This is a genomic window from Cyclobacteriaceae bacterium (genome assembly GCA_025808415.1).
In the GTDB taxonomy this organism is placed as follows: Bacteria; Bacteroidota; Bacteroidia; order Cytophagales; family Cyclobacteriaceae; genus UBA2336.
Genome location: CP075525.1, coordinates 665,457 through 685,000, shown reverse-complemented (window position 1 = coordinate 685,000; position 19,544 = coordinate 665,457). Strand labels below are relative to the sequence as shown.

Annotated in this window: 20 protein-coding genes (1 of these 20 only partly in view); 5 read left to right on the top strand and 15 right to left on the bottom strand. The window is 42.9% G+C overall.

The annotated features are described in order from the left end of the window. The 7 genes from KIT51_03215 to KIT51_03185 form a co-directional block, all read right to left on the bottom strand. Positions 1 to 743, bottom strand: partial view of a S41 family peptidase gene (locus KIT51_03215; protein UYN87301.1) — the beginning only. It extends 907 nt beyond the left edge of the window; 743 of the gene's 1,650 nt are visible here — the first part of the coding sequence; its start codon is at positions 741 to 743; its stop codon lies off the left edge, out of view. Next, a complete protein-coding gene (gene rnpA, locus KIT51_03210) occupies positions 727 to 1,098 on the bottom strand; it encodes a ribonuclease P protein component (GenBank protein UYN87300.1) in 372 nt (123 codons plus the stop codon). The genes KIT51_03215 and rnpA overlap by 17 nt, the downstream gene beginning before the upstream one ends. 65 nt (positions 1,099 to 1,163) lie before the next feature. After that, on the bottom strand, positions 1,164 to 1,325 hold the full coding sequence (gene rpmH, locus KIT51_03205) for a 50S ribosomal protein L34 (GenBank protein UYN87299.1): 162 nt from the start codon (positions 1,323 to 1,325) through the stop codon (positions 1,164 to 1,166). A 96-nt stretch (positions 1,326 to 1,421) separates the two neighbouring features. Continuing rightward, positions 1,422 to 2,417: an adenosine kinase gene (locus tag KIT51_03200; GenBank protein ID UYN87298.1), complete on the bottom strand. Its 996-nt coding sequence runs from the start codon at positions 2,415 to 2,417 to the stop codon at positions 1,422 to 1,424. A gap of 43 nt (positions 2,418 to 2,460) precedes the next feature. Next, a complete protein-coding gene (locus tag KIT51_03195) occupies positions 2,461 to 3,396 on the bottom strand; it encodes a glycerophosphodiester phosphodiesterase (GenBank protein UYN88483.1) in 936 nt (311 codons plus the stop codon). A gap of 74 nt (positions 3,397 to 3,470) precedes the next feature. Further along, positions 3,471 to 6,272, bottom strand: coding sequence for a TonB-dependent receptor (locus tag KIT51_03190; GenBank protein ID UYN87297.1), 2,802 nt, complete (start codon positions 6,270 to 6,272; stop codon positions 3,471 to 3,473). A gap of 28 nt (positions 6,273 to 6,300) precedes the next feature. Next, positions 6,301 to 7,077 carry a GLPGLI family protein gene (locus KIT51_03185; protein UYN87296.1) on the bottom strand — a complete coding sequence of 259 codons (777 nt, stop codon included), beginning with the start codon at positions 7,075 to 7,077 and terminating at the stop codon, positions 6,301 to 6,303. A 183-nt stretch (positions 7,078 to 7,260) separates the two neighbouring features. Here KIT51_03185 and KIT51_03180 point away from each other — a divergent pair, with 183 nt between their 5' ends. Genes KIT51_03180 through treF form a run of 4 tightly spaced genes read left to right on the top strand, consistent with a single transcriptional unit; the run spans position 7,261 to position 12,146 of the window. Further along, complete coding sequence (locus tag KIT51_03180; protein UYN87295.1) at positions 7,261 to 8,679, top strand: HAMP domain-containing histidine kinase; 1,419 nt, start codon at positions 7,261 to 7,263, stop codon at positions 8,677 to 8,679. Then, positions 8,676 to 9,362 carry a response regulator transcription factor gene (locus KIT51_03175; GenBank protein UYN87294.1) on the top strand — a complete coding sequence of 229 codons (687 nt, stop codon included), beginning with the start codon at positions 8,676 to 8,678 and terminating at the stop codon, positions 9,360 to 9,362. Before KIT51_03180 ends, KIT51_03175 begins: the two co-directional genes overlap by 4 nt. A gap of 41 nt (positions 9,363 to 9,403) precedes the next feature. Next, positions 9,404 to 10,666 (top strand): MFS transporter, encoded by a 1,263-nt coding sequence (locus tag KIT51_03170; GenBank protein ID UYN87293.1) that lies wholly within the window; start codon positions 9,404 to 9,406, stop codon positions 10,664 to 10,666. Between the two features lies 1 nt (position 10,667). After that, positions 10,668 to 12,146: an alpha,alpha-trehalase TreF gene (gene treF, locus KIT51_03165; GenBank protein ID UYN87292.1), complete on the top strand. Its 1,479-nt coding sequence runs from the start codon at positions 10,668 to 10,670 to the stop codon at positions 12,144 to 12,146. Between the two features lie 52 nt (positions 12,147 to 12,198). Here the strand turns inward: treF and KIT51_03160 are convergent, their stop codons facing one another. Together KIT51_03160 and KIT51_03155 are read right to left on the bottom strand one after the other, a co-directional pair. Further along, positions 12,199 to 12,801 carry an outer membrane beta-barrel protein gene (locus KIT51_03160; protein UYN87291.1) on the bottom strand — a complete coding sequence of 201 codons (603 nt, stop codon included), beginning with the start codon at positions 12,799 to 12,801 and terminating at the stop codon, positions 12,199 to 12,201. A 2-nt stretch (positions 12,802 to 12,803) separates the two neighbouring features. Next, entirely contained in the window at positions 12,804 to 13,442 is a 639-nt protein-coding gene (locus tag KIT51_03155) for a DUF4136 domain-containing protein (protein UYN87290.1), read from the bottom strand. Positions 13,443 to 13,629: 187 nt separating this feature from the next. On the opposite strand from KIT51_03155, the gene KIT51_03150 reads away from it, so the two are divergent. Continuing rightward, positions 13,630 to 14,904 (top strand): hypothetical protein, encoded by a 1,275-nt coding sequence (locus KIT51_03150; GenBank protein UYN88482.1) that lies wholly within the window; start codon positions 13,630 to 13,632, stop codon positions 14,902 to 14,904. 23 nt (positions 14,905 to 14,927) lie between these two features. On the opposite strand, the gene KIT51_03145 is transcribed toward KIT51_03150, so the two are convergent. The 6 genes from KIT51_03145 to KIT51_03120 form a co-directional block, all read right to left on the bottom strand. Next, complete coding sequence (locus KIT51_03145) at positions 14,928 to 16,031, bottom strand: beta-lactamase family protein (GenBank protein ID UYN87289.1); 1,104 nt, start codon at positions 16,029 to 16,031, stop codon at positions 14,928 to 14,930. 33 nt (positions 16,032 to 16,064) lie between these two features. Next, positions 16,065 to 16,493 carry a (4Fe-4S)-binding protein gene (locus KIT51_03140; GenBank protein ID UYN87288.1) on the bottom strand — a complete coding sequence of 143 codons (429 nt, stop codon included), beginning with the start codon at positions 16,491 to 16,493 and terminating at the stop codon, positions 16,065 to 16,067. A 196-nt stretch (positions 16,494 to 16,689) separates the two neighbouring features. Next, the gene (locus KIT51_03135; protein ID UYN87287.1) at positions 16,690 to 17,103 is read right to left on the bottom strand and encodes an OsmC family protein; all 414 of its coding nucleotides are present in this window, start codon (positions 17,101 to 17,103) and stop codon (positions 16,690 to 16,692) included. Between the two features lie 70 nt (positions 17,104 to 17,173). Continuing rightward, positions 17,174 to 17,776 (bottom strand): nitroreductase family protein, encoded by a 603-nt coding sequence (locus KIT51_03130; GenBank protein ID UYN87286.1) that lies wholly within the window; start codon positions 17,774 to 17,776, stop codon positions 17,174 to 17,176. 91 nt (positions 17,777 to 17,867) lie between these two features. Continuing rightward, entirely contained in the window at positions 17,868 to 18,737 is an 870-nt protein-coding gene (locus KIT51_03125; GenBank protein UYN87285.1) for a pirin family protein, read from the bottom strand. Between the two features lie 71 nt (positions 18,738 to 18,808). Next, the gene (locus tag KIT51_03120; GenBank protein ID UYN87284.1) at positions 18,809 to 19,519 is read right to left on the bottom strand and encodes a pirin family protein; all 711 of its coding nucleotides are present in this window, start codon (positions 19,517 to 19,519) and stop codon (positions 18,809 to 18,811) included. Between the last annotated feature and the right edge of the window lie 25 nt (positions 19,520 to 19,544).

The following is a 19,544-nucleotide window of genomic DNA, read 5'->3' as shown; positions in this document are numbered from 1 at the left end:
ATAAACAGGTTAACAATATTGACTGCCTCGTGCAACAAACCTCCCGGATTATCCCGAAGGTCGAGGATAATTTTCTTTGCGCCCTGTTGCTTCAGTTTTGTTATTGCATCGGCTACTTCCCTGGAGGCTCCCGGTGTAAAATCATCTAATTTTAAATAACCGATATCCGTCCCTATCAGTCCGGCATAGGCAAGATTATTGATTGAAATTTTTTCGCGTTTGATTTTAAAGATCAGGTCGTTCTTTTGTCCGTACCTTCTTATTCTAACTTCAACTTCAGTTTTTGACGGCCCCTTTAATAGTGCGCTTGTCTCTGCTGTTGTTTTTCCCTGAACAGAAACTCCGTTTACCGCAATCAACTCATCGCCAACCTTGATTCCTGATTTATTTGCGGGAAAATTTTTATAGGGATGTGTTATGACAATCTTTTTATTAATTACACCGATAAGCGCGCCAATGCCAGCATATTGACCTGTAGTTGCAATCCTGAAATTATCGAGGTCTTCTTCCGGAATAAAATCTGTATAGGGATCTAACGATTCCAACATGCTGTCAATACCATGTCGAATAAGTTTCTGTGGATCGACTTCATCGACATAATAAGTATTAACCTCTTTAAAAAGTGTGGCGAAAATATCCAGGCTTTTGGCTATTTCGAAATAATTCTCAGCTGGCTTTTTGAAGGCAAAAAAGCAAACCGACACTACCACTATCCCAACAACCCATTTAACCTTTCTCTGCATACTGATGTAAACGCTTAATTGAGTCTATTAATTTCTCTTGAATGGTATGAAAATCCAGTATTTCCCTGGGTGTATAAATATACGCCATTTGCAACTTTGGCGATTCCGGTAGCAGTGCCTTATTCAAACGGTATGCTTCCCTTATCCTTCTTTTGATCAAATTCCGGTCTACTGCCCTTTTAAAATTGCGTTTGGATACAGAAAAAAGGGCCTGGTGCTTACCTGACAAATCTTCACTTTTTTGCACCAATACCTTAAAAGGGTATAAATAAAAAGAGGAACCCTTGGTAAAGAGTTCCTGAATGCTATTGCGTTTGGATAATCTTTCGGATTTAGGAAAGCTGAATGAACCCATGTTACGAGGTTAATCAATCCCTGCCCTCGCGGCAGTAAAGCCTTCCGGGAAACTCCGCAAGGGAATTATTTCTTTTTAAAAGTAGTTTCGTCAGAAACCGTTAACTTTTTTCTTCCTTTTTTCCTGCGCGAAGCCAAAACCCTACGACCATTGGCTGACGCCATCCTTTCGCGGAAACCATGCTTATTCTTGCGCTTTCTTTTCGATGGTTGAAATGTGCGTTTCATGCTAAATATCGTTAACCCCACATCTATAATGGGGGCTGCAAAAATAATGAAGATAAAACGATTTACAACCCCTGAATTAAGAAATTAAGGGTGAAATCAGGCAACCAAATCGGCCAAAACCTTTTTAACCTGATCAGGCTGTAGGCGAGGGCCAAACTGCGAAACCACGCGTGATGACGCTAAAGAAGCCATTTTACCAGCCTCAGCATAGCTATGGCCATGGGTAATTCCATATAAAAAGGCTCCGGAAAACATATCTCCTGCCCCATTCGTATCAATAGCGCGTACCTTGTAGGGTTCAATTTCTATAAAAGTATCGCCATCAAAAATAAGGGCACCGTTAGCACCTAAGGTAATGGCAAATCGCTTGGCGGATAATTTGAGTTTTTCGCGAGCATCTTCCAATGTATTGGTGCCTGTAAAAATCAAGGCTTCTTCTTCATTGCAAAACAGTAAATCTACACTTGCCCCTACTATCTCCTCCATTTGTTTTGCGAAGTACTTTACCATGCTTGGATCAGAAAATGTAAGTGAGGTAAGCACCCTGCTTCGTTCAGCCATTTTTTTTGCCTCTTTCATAGCTTCAAATCCTCTTGGGCTTGCTACCAGGTAGCCTTCCAGGTACAAATAGGTCGAATTCTTAATTGCTACTTCATCCAGGTGCTCAGGTGCCAAAAATGAACTCACGCCCAAAAAAGTATTCATGGTACGCTGCGCATCGGGGCTGGTCATTACCAGGCATTTTCCGCTGTGTCCTTCCGGACATTTATCGTGTGTAAGGTTGGTATCCACACCGTTTCGTTTCAGGTCTTCCAGGAAAAACTTACCCAATTCATCTTTTGCAACCAGGCAGGATAAAAATGTTTTGCCCCCAAATTGATTTACCGCAACAATGGTGTTACTGGCAGAGCCTCCTCCTGACATGCGACTTTTCTTCATATCAATAGCCTTCAGCAACTCCAACTGTCGTCTTTCATCCACCAAGGTCATCACGCCTTTTTCAATGTTGTTCCTTTCAAAAAAGTCGTGTTCGACTTCTGTTACTATGTCTACAATGGCATTTCCTATGCCATAAACATCATATTTGCTCATACTGGTTTGGTAAGCCTGGTTATTTCAGGCTGCAATGATATAACTATTTTTTGTTTGAACCATTTTGGTTGGTTCCGTTTCGTTTCAGGCCTAAGCCAATTTCAGCAGCGCGGTTTGGATAGTCTGTAATTAGTCCGTCAACTCCCATGGTCTTTAATTTTTTCATGTCTTCTGTCTCGTTAACCGTCCAGGGTATTACCCTTACCTTGGTGTTTGAAGGTACTGTACCATTTGTAGGTGGTTTTGAAAATGAAAGGGTGTGCAGGTAATCAACCTGTTCTTTTGTAAGAAGTTTAAAATATGGGCTATATACCGATGGAATAAATCCCAGCTCTTCAAGATTTTTCTGAGGTGACTTTGCATTTTCTATTAAAAATGCCAAGCGCACATGCGGATAAGTTGTCTTCCAGTACTTCAGTACGCGTAAATCAAATGACTGTACAACTATGCGTTCCCACGGCAGATACTGGTCCACCAATTGATATACCTTATCAGAAAACTCCTGTGGTGTTGGATGGTAGATGTTGTCGCCATCCTTGCGGCTTTTAATCTCTATATTATAGTCAACCTCGTACCGTGAATTATTTTTTATGTAATCCTCAACTGCTATAATAACATCACTTAACAATGGTTTATGTGCCGATCGCTTTTCTTGCTCTGGAAAACGTGAATTCCCTCTCGATCCGCAATCAAATTTTTCCACTTCATCGTAGGTAAGCTGATAGATATTAAAATTCATTTCATCAGCTTTTGCAATTTCACTTCCATCGGGTTGTAAGCAAATTTCAGCCGACATCCAGGGTTCATGCGAAACGATTACTCGTCCATCTTTTGTTACGGCTAAATCAAGTTCAATAGTAGTCACGCCATAATCCAGTGCTTTAATAAAAGCTGGTATTGTGTTTTCAGGCAGGAGACCTCGCGCTCCGCGGTGACCCTGAAGATCGAATTTTGGAATGTACTGAGCAGTGGCGGCCATGGGTACAATTACTATAAAAAAAAGAAGGTGCACGAAAAACTTCATGCACCAAAGATAAAACGTTTCTGCAGTTGTCAGCGAATAATCTGCATGCGCATACCACCCCCACGTGGCCCTGCGCCCATCGGATTGAGATGCTTATTAAGGGCATAGGTGAAACTAATCATATAGTACCGGCCCAATGAGTTTTGAACCTGACGTTCGAAGTAGTTGCTCGAAGCAGTTTGTGAAATGCCCAAATTTTGATCGAGCAGGTTGTTAACTGAAAATTTGAACTCACCCTTTTTATTCTTTAATAAGAACCGTGATAACGATAGGTTTAGCAGGGGGATTGCCTCTTTGTAATTGGCTGATTGGCTGGTGTAAACCAGGTAATCAAATGCCGCGTTAAACTGATAGTTTTTCAAGAAGCTAACATTTGATTCAGCCGTATGGGTCTGGTTAAAGAATTCCTGTTCGGGTTGATCAAACTCATAGCTGGTTTTTTGTCGGCTCAGTTGTGTTGATAGACTCAAGTCTAAAATTTCCTTGTACCTGAAATTGTAACGGATATTCCCACCAACAATGAACTGATCAATTTGGCTTTCGATATCATTCAATAAATTAATGGTTCGCATATTGCGGATGTTGCTACCTATATTGAAGCGACTCTTCAGTTTTGTAATCGGGAAACTCAAGGTAGCATTAGCCATCATGCTCAGGTTATTGTCAACATTGACCGGTGTGGTGGTGCGTATACGCTGCTCATCAATATACTGGGCGTTGGTAATGGCGTTGGTGGTGTAGTCAACATCGGCAAACATAAAAAAGCTTACAAATGAAACCGGGTTAAATGTGGTGAAATTTGCCCGCCAACTTTGCTGATAGGAAGGCCGTAAAGATGGATTACCAACATAAATATTTAACGGATCGCTGTTGTCGATTACCGGCTGCAATTGCTGTATAGAAGGCTCACGTACCGAGGTTTCGTAATCAAAACGCAACCTTTTGGTGCTGGAAAATTCATAATTAAAACGCGCTACGGGTAATACATTGATAAATGTGCGGTCAATAGTAGCGCCCAACGTTTCCAGGTTACCCTTTAGGTTTGTGTGTTGGTAATTGCTACCGATAGTTATACTGTATTTAGGTTTATTCATTCGGAAGTTCAATCCAGCCCGTTGGTAGAGGTAGTCGCTGGAAAATTTGTTGCTCAGTGCAGTATTAAAAATCAACTCTTCGTTTTCAACATCATATACTTCGCGGTTAACTGCATTGCTGTTGACATTGACATTATAATTTGCCTCCAGGTATTTCCTGTTACCCAAAGGTTCGGTATAGGAAACCGTAGCTCCATAACTTGTGTTATCGGTGGTTTGTGAATTGCGCTGATCAATAACTTGCTGCTGAAACATGGGCGTATAAAACGTATTGGTAGCGTTAAGCGTGCCTGAACGTTCGGTGTTGCTAAGGTTTAAGGCCAGGTTGGCAGAAACAGTCCTGCCCTTCTTTTTGAAACGATGACGATAAAGAAAATTGGAATTAAAATTAAGGGTTGTCCCCGAGGCTAATGAGAGGTTTTCACTTTCGTTCTGAATTGTTCCGGCTGCAGTGTATGTTTCGCTGTTACTTACCTGGCGTGAATCTGTTTCATTTAATGTAAATCCGTTCGTCCACCGGAACGAGTTGGCCGAATCGATTTTATGATCAACAATCAGGTTGGCACGGTGGTTATCGTTTGTGTTGTTCCGAAAGCTGTTTTGTTCAAAATTGAAATTGCCAGACGGCAAAAAGTTCTCACGAAACATATTTTGGCTTAAGGTATGATCCAGGTAATTGTAGAAGTAGTTACCATTTACACTTGATTGCCCTTTCTTACCATAATTTGAGTTAAAGTTAACACCACCGGCATAGTTGGTCATAATGCCATTATTGCGGCCCCCACTATTAATGGATGGGCCGCCTTGGTTTGCCCCCCCCTGATTGATTTGTATGCTCACACTTCCACCACCAATCATTTGCTGCGATCCCCCGGTAAAGTTCATATAATCGGCAATGGAAAAACCTTGCTCGTTGGTATTATTGCCCATAGCCAAAAAGGAGAGTTGATTTCCTTTGGTAAACCGGTTAATGCTTGCCCGTCCATTGTAGCGATCATCGGTACCTGCACCTCCTGTAATGTTTCCGAAAGCACCATTACGCTTTTCTTCCTTCAACTCCAGGTTGATAGTTTTTTCGCGTTGTCCATCATCAATCCCGGTAAATTGTGCCTGATCAGATTGACGATCAAAGACTTGCACTTTATCAACTGCATCTGCGGGTAGATTGCGTGTGGCTAATTTTGGATCACGGCCAAAAAATTCCCTTCCATCAACGGTAACGCGCTGCACCTGCTCACCCTGAGCGCGAATGGTGCCATCATTATCAACTTCAATGCTAGGCAATTGTTTGAGGAGATCCTCCACCATGGCATTGGGCTTTACACGGAAAGACTCCGCATTAAACTCAATGGTATCCTTCTTCACTACAACAGGGGCACGTTCAGCACGAATGGTTACCTCATCCAGTATTCTTCTTTCGGGCTGCATTTTTAACAATCCCAAATCAACTACTAATTCATCAGGTTTTGGGGAAACTTTTACCGTAAGCGGAGCATACCCGACATAAGTTACTTTAAATAAATACTCGCCACGGTTTACATTCCTGATTTCAAAAAGTCCCTGGTTATTGCTCACACCAAAGTTTACCAACGATGAATCCTTTGGGTTTAGGATAAGCACTGTTGCCGATGGTAATGCTGTACCGATCGAATCGGCCAGTTGTGCCTTGATGGATAATTTTTGTGCATAAGCCCCTACGGCCCAACCGAAAAAGACTATTGTTACTAGTATCCGCATGTGATGTGCTTGTGGTGATTAAAAAAGATCAATTACGGATGATCACATTGCCACCACCTTGGCGCATTTTTTCCATTTGCTCATTAACAAGCTTGCGATACTCTTCCTGCGTAACTTTTGTACCGGCTGAGGGCACCTTTAATTCATTCTTCTTTAATGCACGGGGCTCAATTTTCGTTGCCAGTATTACGCGTTCACCACCATTGATATCCACCGCTAACACGGTTCCCGGTAAGGTGTTAAATCTTTCGGGACCTAAAAACGGCCTGACCTGATCGGTATACCACGCTGTTATTTCTGCTGTGCGTGTTTGGGGTTGCACGCCACCCGGGCCGCCCATCATTACCTGCATCTCTTCAGTGAAATAGGCTTGTTTGCATACATAACCTAAAATGGTTTTTGTCTCCGATCCGAATTTCCAGGGCAACATTTTAAGTGTGTCCTCAATCAAATATTTCTTGCCCATAAACTCCTGCGAAACAGTTCGCAATTGCGTTTCGGTATTAATATATGTTTCACTTTGCGGTGTAGCCATACGAAAACGCATTCCGCCCGTATTGACATCTTCTTCTTCATCCTCAATTACCGGTTTATAAATGGTTTCAGAAGCATTGAAGTACAACTGGTTTTTCATGGTGCGAAACTCGGGAATCATATTTTTCATCCCTTCCCTTTCAGGCGGAATGCTGCGGTGCATGTTAATTTTGGTTTCATAATGGATAACACCCTCCTTGGTTTGGCCAAACACAAAATGGGCGGCCGTCAGGGAAACCAATACCCCGATAATGAGTATAATTTTTTTCATGGTAGTTGAGCTTTTCATTAAGGGTTTGAAAAATTCTGATGTAAATGTACGGCTAAGGATAAACGGGTAGGGTTAATTGTTCTAAAAGCAATGTTAATTAATGTTAAAACACCATCCTTCGGGGCTGTTCGCGCGTTACTTTTGTACATGCAATCGTCCAAGCTTCGTTTAACAATAATTTTGATGACTGTCAGCATCATTCTGCTGTTGGTTTTGCAAGGGCTTTGGCTACGAAGTGCTTACAACGAAGCATTGGAATCGTTCCGTAAAGAAACCAATTCATTATTTCGTTCAACAATTATCGGTTTGCAAGATTCCTTGATCATGAAAGGATTGCAACCCATTGTAACGGGCGACAGTATGGAGTATAAACGACCAGCTGACAAGTCTTCACAAATAATGATCTGGAACACACGGATTAAACGAGACTCCATACTGTCGAAAATCCCGCCCGAAAAAGCATCACGCATAGAGGTTCGTGATTCGGCCATTCAGATTTTTTTGTCTATTAATCGTCAGGGCGACAGTATCAAACAAGTGCTGCGGCCCATCGTTTCTGAATTTCGCAGAAAACGGGAACCCGGCAACTTCATTCTCCGCTTTGGAAACGACTCACTTCGTATTGATGACATTCAGCGCAAGTACAGTGATACGTTAAAAGCAACGGGCATTATGCTTTTACCCACAGTGCGAATGCTGCCCGTAGGTATGGACGAGCCAAAAGCATCAAGCCTGTTTTTAACAGAACCATTCTTTCTGCCACACACACCCGCTTACCTTGCACAATTTGAAAATGTTAAGCCCATGCTGTTGGCCAGGATTAGCCCACAAATTGCATTTTCTTTTGTACTGACTGGTTTGATTGTAACAGCTTTCGTTTTGATGTACAGGAGTATACGGTCACAACAAAAGCTGATGCAATTAAAAAATGACCTGATCAGCAACATCACACACGAATTAAAAACACCAGTGGCCACCGTAAGTGTTGCCCTGGAGGCCTTACAGAACTTCAAAGCCCTTGACAATCCCGTACTTACTGCGGAGTACCTGACCATCGCCCAGCAGGAACTCAAACGACTCACCTTAATGACCGATAAGATTTTAAAAACATCAGCTTTTGAAGAAACCGGATTGGAGCTAAAAACGGAAGACACTGATGTTGAAAAAATTATTGATGAGGTATTGACATCGTTAAAACTTGTTTTTGAAAAACACCGGGCCCGGGTTTCGTTTGAAAAAGAAGGCGATGACTTTATTATACGGGCTAACAGCGAACACTTCACTAATGTGGTTTATAACCTTCTTGACAATGCCCTGAAGTACAGCCAACCGGGTTGCGATATAAAAATCAGGTTAGTAAAAAATCATCATAACATTCAATTATCCATTCAGGACAACGGCATCGGCATTCCAACTGAACATCAATCGAAAGTATTTGATAAGTTTTTTAGAGTACCTACCGGTGATGTGCACAATGCCAGGGGATATGGTTTAGGCTTAAGCTATGTGGCCAATGTTGTAAAAAGCCTGAAGGGAACCATTGAACTAAAAAGTGAAGCAGGTAAAGGAAGTATATTTACCATAACCTTACCGGCCCGATGAGCAAAACCAAAATCCTTTATGTTGAAGACGAGCCCTTCCTCGGCCGGATTGTAAAAGAAAGTTTGGAGAGCCGGGAATTTGAAGTGACTATGGCAGCGGATGGTAAGCTCGCGGTAAGTTTGTTCAAAGAATCCAATCCTGACATTTGTGTTTTCGACATCATGCTTCCGCAGAAAGATGGTTACACCCTCGCCAAAGAAATCAGAAATATCAATGCACTCGTACCCATTATTTTTGTAACGGCTAAAACACAAACCGAAGATGTGTTAAAAGGATTTGATGTCGGGGGGAATGATTATTTGCGAAAACCTTTTAGCATGGAAGAGTTAATTGCCCGGGTAAATAATCTGCTTTCCATCTCACGCAATAAAAATTCAGGATCGAAGGAGGTTATCGAAATCGGTTTATATGAATTCTCAGTTTCACGGTATGAGCTCAAAATCAACAACCAGGTTAAAAAGCTATCGCATCGCGAAGCCAGCTTACTGAAAATGCTTTGTGACAACCGCCATGGTACCATATCTCGAAAAGATATATTAATGAGCCTTTGGGGCGATGATTCTTTTTTCAATTCCCGCAACCTGGATGTGTACATTACCAAACTCCGCGACTATTTAAAAGATGATCCCACTGTACAAATCATTACCATCAAAGGTATTGGCTATCATTTTTCGGTAGGATGATCTCTCAAAAGTGTTAGATTTGTTTAGTAAGCCCACTACTCATGTCGCACTGGAAAATCAAACTTTCTCTATTTCTTAATTATTTTGTCTTCGCTATTCTCCTGAACAGTGTTGGCACAGTAATTCTTCAGGTACAAAGTACGTATGGTGTGTCCGAATCATCGGCCAGTGTACTGGAAGCTTTCAAGGATTTAAGTATCGCTGCTGTTTCGTTTTTAATTGCCTCCTACATTGCACGCATCGGGTATAGAAATTCTATGCTCATCGGCTTAGGATTAGTTACGTTAGCTTGTCTGCTTATGCCATCACTCGGCAGCTTTGCCATGACCAAAGTACTGTTTGCCGCTACCGGAACTTCGTTTGCGCTTATTAAAGTTTCTGTTTACGCTACCATCGGCATTGTCACCACTAATAAAAAAGAGCATGCCAGCTTCATGAACTTCATTGAATCATTTTTTATGATTGGCATCCTTACAGGCTATTTTATTTTCAGTGCCTTTGTTGATGACCTTAATCCGCAGTCTTCTTCCTGGCTAAAGGTGTATTACCTGTTGGCGGCTATTAATGCTGTTGCTTTTCTACTGTTGTTATCAACTTCGCTTGATGAATCCGCGGTAAAGCCTGCCGAAGCAAAACCCTTTATGGAGGATTTCATTGATATGGTAAAGCTGGCCATTAAACCCCTGGTGTTGGTTTTTATTTTAAGTGCCTTCACCTACGTACTCATTGAGCAAAGCATTATGAGTTGGCTACCCACCTATAACAGTAAAGTACTCAGCTTGCCTACAACACTAAGCATTCAAATGGCCAGCATACTCGCGGCATCAACGGCTTTAGGCCGGTTTCTGGCAGGCATCGTGTTGCGAAAAGTCCAATGGTTTAATGTGTTGGCAATATGCTTGCTAGCAGCAGCCTCATTGGTATTGGTTGCCGTTCCGCTGGCCAAACAGGGCGCGGGCACCCAAGTTACCGGTTGGGGCAATGCACCCCTGGCGGCATTTGTTTTTCCCATCATCGGACTTTTCCTGGCACCTATTTACCCGGCTATCAACTCCGTTATACTTAGTGCGCTTCCACCACGCCAGCACGGCCCCATGTCGGGTTTGATTGTGATTTTTTCTGCGCTTGGCGGAACAACAGGATCTATTATTACCGGGCATATATTTGAGGCGTATGACGGCCAGACAGCTTTTTATTTTTCATTGATCCCGATCACAATCCTGCTGACAGCGCTCTTCTTTTTCAATCGTCTTCAAAAAAAATCAGAAGCTCCAATAGCGTTTACATCAACCGGAGGGCATTAATATGGTAGCTCAAATCCATGAACTCGGAGAATTATTTGAGGTTGTGCAACTTCAGAATATACTGGGCGATGGAAAAACTTTCCCGGATTGTGTGCCTAAACGATCTCTGGAAGAGATTAATAATGACTTTAATCGGACAAAAAAAGAAGAAGGCTTTGATCTGCGGAAATTTCTCGAACAGAATTTTGAGTTACCCGCTGCTTATTCAACCGGATACCAAAGTGATTTAACAAAATCGGCACAGCAACATATTGAAAATCTGTGGCATGTACTGACACGCACCCCCGATGAAACCGGGGGGTCACTCATCCCGCTTCCGCATCCTTACATTGTACCGGGTGGTCGCTTTCGTGAGATTTATTATTGGGACAGTTACTTTACCATGCTGGGCCTGGAGGCTTCGGGTAAAATTGATATGATCCGAAACATGGTCGATAACTTCGCGTTCCTTATTGACATAATCGGTTACATACCCAATGGAAACCGAACATACTTTATTGGTCGTTCACAACCACCATTTTTTTCGTTGATGGTGAAACTGCTTCACCGTCATGAAGCAGACGCATTGAGTCGTTACCTGCCACAACTTGAAAAGGAGTATACATTCTGGATGTATGGAGCTGATTCACTTCGCAAAAATCAGTCTGTCCACCGTGTAGTGAAGTTACCTGATGATAGTGTGCTTAACCGTTACTGGGATGAACACAACACACCCAGACCTGAATCGTATAAGGAAGATGTTGAACTGGCCCACCAATCCAAACAAAAGCCTGAGGTTCTTTTTCGACATCTCCGGGCTGCTGCCGAATCGGGTTGGGATTTTAGCAGTCGTTGGTTTAAAGACATAACGCAATTCAGTTCCATCCACACAACAGAAATAATTCCTGTGGATTTAAATTGCCTGTTGTATCATTTGGAACAGACCCTGTCGGATGCGTATCGCGAAACAGACAACAACACTAAAGCTACCGAATACTTTCAACGCGCACTGATCCGGAAAAATGCCATTCAGAAATATTGCTGGAGCTATTCACAAAACTTTTTCTTCGACTTTGATTTTATTGCGCAGCAACAAAAACCAACCTATACATTAGCTGCAACATTTCCACTGTTTTTTGAAATAACCACACCGGAACAAGCACTGGCCATTGGACAAGCACTGGAAGAAAAATTTTTAAAGCACGGTGGGCTCACCACAACACTTGAATCTAGCGGCCAGCAATGGGATGCGCCAAACGGGTGGGCACCCTTGCAATGGATTGCTTACAAAGGATTGTTAAACTACAGCATCAACAGCTTAGCCGCTAAAGTAAAAGCCAATTGGTTGGCTATAAACGATACCGTATATGCCAACACCGGTAAAATGACTGAGAAGTATGATGTGTGGAGTGAAAGAGGAGAAGCCAGTGGTGGTGAATACCCCAACCAGGATGGCTTTGGCTGGACTAACGGAGTTTACATGGCAATGAAAAATAGTTAAGCGCTAAGCCTAATTGGCATTTATGGGAGGGTGCTGGCCAAACACTTAGCCATTAATCGTTGAACAATACAAAGCCGATCTGAAAACTGAGTGCAGAGAAGTTTTTTAAATCGAAATATTCACTTTTGTTGGTTACGTAATCATAGCTGATGACAGCTTTCATACCAAGTGTTGAATATTTTTGAAAGCGGTAAAACGCGCCAAGTTCGGGCCGAAGGTTAAAGCTGGTTTTGGTGTCGGAATCGGAATAGGCATTGTAGAAGATGGTGTATTCAGTGAAGGCCGCCCCAGCCGAAAGCGATGCATAGGGAACAAACAATCCTTCGGTTTTGAAATAGTACTGCCCATTAGCCGTGAGGGTATAGAAGTACATATAGTTGAAAATATCGGTTGTGATGGCCCCGCCCGGAAACTCGTACGTTTGCCGAGGCACATAATCATCCAAAACGGAATAACTACCGGAAAGTCCGGCACCAAAACGCTCATTGATAAATTTCGTGAACCCCACGTTAAACCCGCGCGAACTTGTTTTGCCTACATAATCGGTATACATGGGCTTCATGGTAACCCAACTTACATGAAAAGCCGACTCAGCTACCTGGGCAACGGCTGCTGGTGTTATAGAGAGCAGTAGAATTATCAGTTTCAACTTCATGGTTAATTTTTTTGGATATAAGGCGATTGAACAAAGGCCTGATCGATGGCTTCGAGCGTTTTACCGCGCAAATCGAAGGTGTTGTTTAAATCACCGATAAATGCTTTCCAGATAACCTTATATTGATTACCGGTTGCGTTTTTAACGTCTACAATTTCAATAACCAGGGTGGTGTAGTTGGAATAGTAGGTGTTTACAATGGGAAAATAGTATCCATAAAATCCATAATATCCTCCCGGGTAAAAACCAGGGTACTGAATGGTTTGAAAGAAACTGAAATTATCCAGTATAACAATGTTCACAGCAAAGTCTGGATTCTCATCTTCCTCTACCCGATCATAACCCCGCGAAGCCAGGTTAAGTCCTACTAAATTAATGATGGGCTTTACATAACCGTTAGCAATGTTCAGGTCCGATTCAATCAAATACTTTCTGTTGCTTCGGTTAGATACAAAACCAATGGTATCGTGGCGTAAAACAAATGTTTCATATTCGGTAAAAACGTTAAAAACCCCTGTTACAGACTGCTGGTCATATTGGGTCTGTACCACCATGTCGCGGGCCAATTCGCCCGATTGGGGTTGTAAATTGCACCCTGCCAATGCCACCAGCGCAGCAATAATTATTAATTTACCCTTCATATACATTTAGTGAACGAAAAATAACAGTTCCATCGTGCATTAGACACATAAAAAACACAAATCGTTTAATTCTGGTTTCGGTTTATGACTTACACCAAACAAATTGGATATTCCGTATCTTAAACCTGCATAAAAGGAGAGGTCAATATTAAACATCAACAGTACTATGAAACAACATAATTTTCTACTGACAGGCTTTTTATTTCTTTCCATAACCTTATTTCAATGTCAGCCGAAAGCGACCGGAAGCAAAAATCCATCTTTTGTTCTCACACCAACAGAAAAATTTGTGTTCAATTCTTTTGTCGATTGCAACATGGCTGAGGCGTGGATTGGTGACACGCTTCGCATCTTTCCCGGCAAATATGGTGAAGACCCGGTATGGGGTGATGCCAATGAACTGATGTACGCTGATGGACTACATGCCGATGAAGTTTTTCTAACACCCCATGAAAAATTTAAACGGCCGCTGATGCCCACCAACGCCCCACCCGGAACACCAGGGCTACATGGAGCCGTGTGGTTTGAAACCATGTACCAGGATACAAAAGATGCTACCGGAAAAACATTGTACGGTATTTACCATAATGAAAACTACCCGGAAACTTTGCCGTACGATGAACGCACCGGCCTGGGTTATAAAAGTAAAAATTGGCCACAGGGCCTACGCGGCCCTGAGTCTGCAGCCGCAGTGTGCCGGATTGGCGTAATGAAATCTACCGATGGCGGCAAAAGCTGGAACAACCGGGGTATTTTTATTGAAGACCTGCAGCCGCGCATGATTTTGAAACCGCACAACACTTCGAATACGTTTGCCGGTGGTGTGGGCGATCCATCAGCCGTGGCCAGTGGTGAATACTTGTATTTATTCTTTGGTGAATACAGTTATCCGGGTGTTTACGATTCAGCAACTTATAATCCTGACACCGAAGCCAGCGGTCAATGCATAAGTGTGGCACGAATAAAAATCAGTGATCTTGAAAATCCCGAAGGCAAAGCCAAACGCTGGGGCGGAAAAAGTTTTGACGTTCCGCACGATGGCACAGGTGTACCCATACCATCCCTTCAAATACCCAAGCATGAAGGAGGAGGCCCGGCTGCACAAGCGGGTCAATATCATTGGGGGCCCTCAGTAAGCTGGAATTATTACCTGAACTGTTGGGTAATGATGATGGGCAAAGTGGAAGAAGAATCGTGGCGGGGAAGCAGCATTTATATTTCGTTTAACATGAACGAAAACTTAGGTGAAGGCTTAAACGCTATGGCGTGGAGCAAACCACAGGCTGTGTTAACAAAGCCTGGCCGTGTGTTGTGGTACCCATCGCTACAGCCTATGAATACTGAAGAGGATATTACAAACAAAAACACATGTTTGAAATTAGGCAAGCGTGCGCGCTTATTTGTAAAAGACAGTGAGGCCAATGAATATAGTTCGGAATATATTATTGAGTTTGAACGTTAGCTTTTGGTAGAAGTCATTGTTGGCTACTCAACAAGCCTATACTTCCCCAAAATGGAAAAAACCTCTTCATAGTCGCTCTCGCGATTGTACGGACGGTTTGCCAAAACAATATATAATATGTCTTGGTCAGGAACGGAAACAAAGTGACAGTAAAAACCACCCTGTGTGCCGGTGTGGGCTACGATTTTATCTCCGGCCTTGGTACTATCAATAAACCACGATGTTGCAATAAACGGTTCATGATCACCTTTCCAGTTGTTTGGCTTGTAAACCTGTTGAGACTCGGTTATGGTTTCAGGTGAAATGAACAACGCCTTCTCCATTGCCCGCTCAAATAAAATCAACTCATCAACCGAACTCCACACACCACCGTTTCCGGCTGCGGCAAACGTTAGCTCTTCGCCATAATCTTTCTCCGTCCATATACCATTTATATTTATGTAGCCATGCGAAACACCGGTTTCCGGATGTGGCCCATCCGTTATCGTGCTTGATAGCATACCGGCAGGTTTAAATATTCTCTCCTCAATAAACTTCTGCCATTTCATTTCACTTACCTGTTCAATAATCAAAGCCAATGCATTAAAAGCAGGATTAGAATATTCGTAGTACTCACCAGGATTGAACAGCAACGAATCGGCTTGCATAACAGGCGCCAAGTTTTCTTCATCTTTTGCCGTAAGGTAAAACACAGAATCCTCCCTGACTTTTCGGATGTCAGGCAAACCTGAGGTATGTGTAAGCAAATGCCGAATCGTTACGGAAGCCGCTATGCTCTTATTCTTGAAATCCGGAAAATATTTTCCGATAGGATCATCCAGCGAAAGCTTGCCCTCATCACGTAAGATCAAAATTCCATACGCCACAAAAGGTTTGGAAATGGAGCCAAGATTAAAAAGTGTTTTGGAAGAGATTGACTCATTCGTTACAAGATCAGCAAGTCCATACGATTTCAGAAATAATGTTGAATCTCCCTTTAGCACCAACACACATGACCCGGGTTCACCGGATTTGAATTCGGATGAAAACAAGTTGTCAATTTCTTCAGAGAAAGCAGAAGGTTTTTCTTTTGTTGTGCATTGCGCAAACAACAATGTAATAAGGACGGGAATTAAACGATGCTTCATAATTCCCTTAAGGTAAAAAAAGATACAAAACGCTTATCCCTGAAAGTTGATTTTCTTGTGGGTGCCATCGCAGTATGGCTTGTTGGAGGAGCCTCCGCACCGGCAGAAAGCCGTGGCATTGCTTTTATGGGTGAGTGTGCCGCCAGAGTCTTTAACAGTAACGTTACCATATACCATAAGCGGGCCATTAGGCATGGTTTCAACAATAGTCTCGGCTTCAACCTTTACCGGACTCCCGCCAGCTTCTTCATTCATATAATAACTCAATGCTCCACTGGGGCATTTTTTAATCTGCACTACAATTTGCTCCGTGCTGGCGCCTTGCGGGTTTACCCACGGGCGCTTTTGCGGATCGAACACATTGCCCAATCCGCGAAAGCAAATGGCGGAATGAATACACTGATCGGGTTTCCAGACTATGGTTACTTCACCGTTGGTGTATTTTTTAGTGATGTCTTTCATTTGATAAAAGTTGTTGGTTGGTCGTTATTAGTTATTGGCAAAATCTTACTAGAACCCATCTCAAAAATACTCACGTCATTGCGATCCGCCACAGGCGGAGAAGCAATCCCGATTTCTTGAGCAAGATAAGGGGATTGCTTCGGTCGTTCCTCCCTCGCAATGACGTAAATTATATTTTTGAGATGGCTTCTAATGACTAAGAACTAACAACTGACAACAACGTATCAATTTCAATCGGGTTAGTGAGCGCCTTATGCACAGGGCAAAGCTTTGCGATTTGCAACAACCGGCTGCGCTGGTCATCATCAAGCGTACCGGTAATTTCTACTTCGGTTTTGTAGGAAGTCTTTCCTTCAAAAGGACCATTAGATACGCTTACACGGATTTGCTGAACATCCCAGTTCTTTCGGTTGGCATACATGCGCAGGGTAATGGCTGTACACGAAGCAAGGCCCATGCGGATAAAATCCCCGGGGCGGGGACCGAGATCCTTTCCTCCAACGTCCAGGGGTTCATCAGCAATAATGTTGTGACTTCTTGCAACCAGTTCGGTTTTATAAACATCGTTGCCGATGATTGCTACGGCTGTTTGAATTCCCTCATCGTGCATGTTAAACCGGGTTTAAATATTTCTAATCCCCAACTCATTAAAGGCTGACGAATTTAGACGCAAGTTTCAGTTAAAAACTTTTATTCATCACAAAACTTTCCTGTGTATAACGAACCCTTGGTGAAGTCTCGCGTTGCTTCAGGTTTTCTGGAAGTTTTTCCGCATCACCCGGATAACCTATTGCCATCACCACAACCGGTTCGTACTCTTCTAAAGGTACGTTTAAATTTTCAACCAACTTTGCTTTATCAAAGCCTCCCATCTGGTGAACATTTAAACCGAGTGCTGTTGCCTGCAACGATAGAAATGCGTTGGCACCACCAAGGTCGTAGCGTGCAGCGTTATTGGGCACGCCATTTCGAATGTGTTTGGTACGAACAAAACTGGCAATCAGCAACGGTGCATCAACTGCCCATATTTTATTTCCTTCCGATAAGGTTTCAAATACTTTACTCCACAGTTCGGGTTGCTCTTTGGTGGCGTAAAGGTAAGTCCACGGTTGTTCGTTCATGCTGGAAGGCGCCCAGCGAGCCGCTTCAAAAAGCGATTTAATTTTTTCTTCCTCCACCGGCCTAACCGAATAGGCCCGTAAACTTCTCCGGCTTTCAATGATATCAAGTACAGGAGATTCAATAGTTGAGGTTGTTTGCATTTTAATAAGTTGTGCTTCCATGCCTAATTTATTTCAGATTCCTTCTATAACAGAAAAATCTTCCTTTAGTTTAATTCTAAGAGTCCTGAGCACACATACGGTTTCAGAGGTGCTAATCTTCAATAAGCACACCCATTTTCCCCATCTGGTAATCGCGCATGGCTTCCATGATCTGAGTTTGAGTATTCATCACAAAAGGACCATGAGCTACCACTGGCTCATTCAGCGGCTCGCCACTTAATAAAAGAACACGCGTATCCTCAAGAGCGGAAAGCGAAATTCCATCACCATCATTATTAAAATGAATCAGGTGCAATTCTTCCACCATACCAAACCCGTCAACATTAAGCTTTCCATCGAGCAGGTAGAGTAAAACATTATGATGGCTCGGTAACGGAATAGATATTTTACCTCCCTTTTTTAGTTCTGCCGTAGCAGCATTCACAACCGCTTGTGATGGAACAGGGCCTTTAACACCAAGCAGTTCGCCCGCAAAAATTTTTAAGGTTATCAAACCATCATCCGATTTAATAGATGGAACATCTGATGATGCCAGTGGGAAATAAGCCGGTTGATCCATTTTATTTTTAGCCGGTGTATTTATCCAGAGCTGAATAATTTCCTGTCGACTGCCAATTTCATGAATATCATGTGGAGGGCGTTCGCTGTGAATAATACCCATACCGGCATTCATCCACTGTGCACCGCCTGCATAAATGGTGCTGTCATTTCCGCGGCTATCACGATGATGAACACCGCCCTGAAAAATAAAGGTTACCGGTGAAAACCCGCGATGCGGATGTGGACCAACACCAGCATGATCGGTTTCAATGTGTGTCGGAACTTTTATGTTGGCATGATGCAGTAACAAAAAAGGATCAATTTGCTGTACCTGTTGTGTAGGCAGGGGTTGCCGAATGGGCAGTCCACCCATGTCGGCCTGATGTGCGTAAAGTAAATGGGATACTGTTCTGGATTTCATGTTTGTTCTTGGTGATAGTTGTTGGTTATTCGTCTGTTATACAATAGGGAATAACCAACAACGAGCAACCATTAATTCATAGGTACTTCGATTAGCAATACTTCGGCATCCTGACCAGCGGTGATGACAATTTTCTCCACATCCCAAATACCGAATCCATCACGCTTGTTCAATTTCTGATCATTGATGTTCACATCGCCTTCAATAATAAAAGCGTAAACTCCATTTCCGGGTTTATTAATTGAATACTCAGTGCTTTTCCCTTTCTCAAATTTTCCAAGCGAAAACCAGGCATCCTGGTTAATCCACAGTGCACCGTTTTTCTTTTCAGGAGAAACGACCGTTTGAAATTTGTTCAAGCGATCCGTTGCCGGAAAGAGTTTCTGATCGTAGCGCGGTTGAATGTTGCGTTCTTTCGGAAAAACCCAGATTTGTAAAAAATTTACATCTTCTGTTTTTGAAGCATTCTTCTCGCTATGCGCAATGCCGGAGCCTGCGCTCATAATTTGTACCTCCCCCGATTGGATAATGCCATGACCCCCGGTGTTGTCGCCATGCTCTAGCGCACCGCGAAGCGGAATGGAAATTATTTCCATATTATCGTGTGGGTGCTGGCCGAAGCCTGCCCCACCCTTCACCACATCATCATTGAGTACCCGAAGGGCACCAAAGTGAATGCGGGTCGGGTCGTGATAACCGGCAAAGCTGAAGGTATGGTAAGAATCAAGCCAGCCGTGGTTGGCATGGCCGCGGGTGTTGGCTTTATGCAGAACAGTTTTCATTGTGTTTTTGGATCAAAGGTTAACA

Bases quoted from the DNA above. Each gene is read 5' to 3' on its own strand.
- KIT51_03180 (UYN87295.1), top strand. From the start codon at position 7,261: ATGACTGTCAGCATCATTCTGCTGTTGGTTTTGCAAGGGCTTTGGCTA.
- KIT51_03135 (UYN87287.1), bottom strand. From the start codon at position 17,103: ATGCACGATGAGGGAATTCAAACAGCCGTAGCAATCATCGGCAACGAT.
- KIT51_03125 (UYN87285.1), bottom strand. From the start codon at position 18,737: ATGAAATCCAGAACAGTATCCCATTTACTTTACGCACATCAGGCCGAC.
- treF (UYN87292.1), top strand. From the start codon at position 10,668: ATGGTAGCTCAAATCCATGAACTCGGAGAATTATTTGAGGTTGTGCAA.
- rnpA (UYN87300.1), bottom strand. From the start codon at position 1,098: ATGGGTTCATTCAGCTTTCCTAAATCCGAAAGATTATCCAAACGCAAT.
- KIT51_03185 (UYN87296.1), bottom strand. From the start codon at position 7,077: ATGAAAAAAATTATACTCATTATCGGGGTATTGGTTTCCCTGACGGCC.
- KIT51_03170 (UYN87293.1), top strand. From the start codon at position 9,404: ATGTCGCACTGGAAAATCAAACTTTCTCTATTTCTTAATTATTTTGTC.
- rpmH (UYN87299.1), bottom strand. From the start codon at position 1,325: ATGAAACGCACATTTCAACCATCGAAAAGAAAGCGCAAGAATAAGCAT.
- KIT51_03200 (UYN87298.1), bottom strand. From the start codon at position 2,417: ATGAGCAAATATGATGTTTATGGCATAGGAAATGCCATTGTAGACATA.
- KIT51_03190 (UYN87297.1), bottom strand. From the start codon at position 6,272: ATGCGGATACTAGTAACAATAGTCTTTTTCGGTTGGGCCGTAGGGGCT.
- KIT51_03195 (UYN88483.1), bottom strand. From the start codon at position 3,396: ATGGCCGCCACTGCTCAGTACATTCCAAAATTCGATCTTCAGGGTCAC.
- KIT51_03145 (UYN87289.1), bottom strand. From the start codon at position 16,031: ATGAAGCATCGTTTAATTCCCGTCCTTATTACATTGTTGTTTGCGCAA.
- KIT51_03160 (UYN87291.1), bottom strand. From the start codon at position 12,801: ATGAAGTTGAAACTGATAATTCTACTGCTCTCTATAACACCAGCAGCC.
- KIT51_03155 (UYN87290.1), bottom strand. From the start codon at position 13,442: ATGAAGGGTAAATTAATAATTATTGCTGCGCTGGTGGCATTGGCAGGG.
- KIT51_03140 (UYN87288.1), bottom strand. From the start codon at position 16,493: ATGAAAGACATCACTAAAAAATACACCAACGGTGAAGTAACCATAGTC.
- KIT51_03130 (UYN87286.1), bottom strand. From the start codon at position 17,776: ATGGAAGCACAACTTATTAAAATGCAAACAACCTCAACTATTGAATCT.
- KIT51_03175 (UYN87294.1), top strand. From the start codon at position 8,676: ATGAGCAAAACCAAAATCCTTTATGTTGAAGACGAGCCCTTCCTCGGC.
- KIT51_03120 (UYN87284.1), bottom strand. From the start codon at position 19,519: ATGAAAACTGTTCTGCATAAAGCCAACACCCGCGGCCATGCCAACCAC.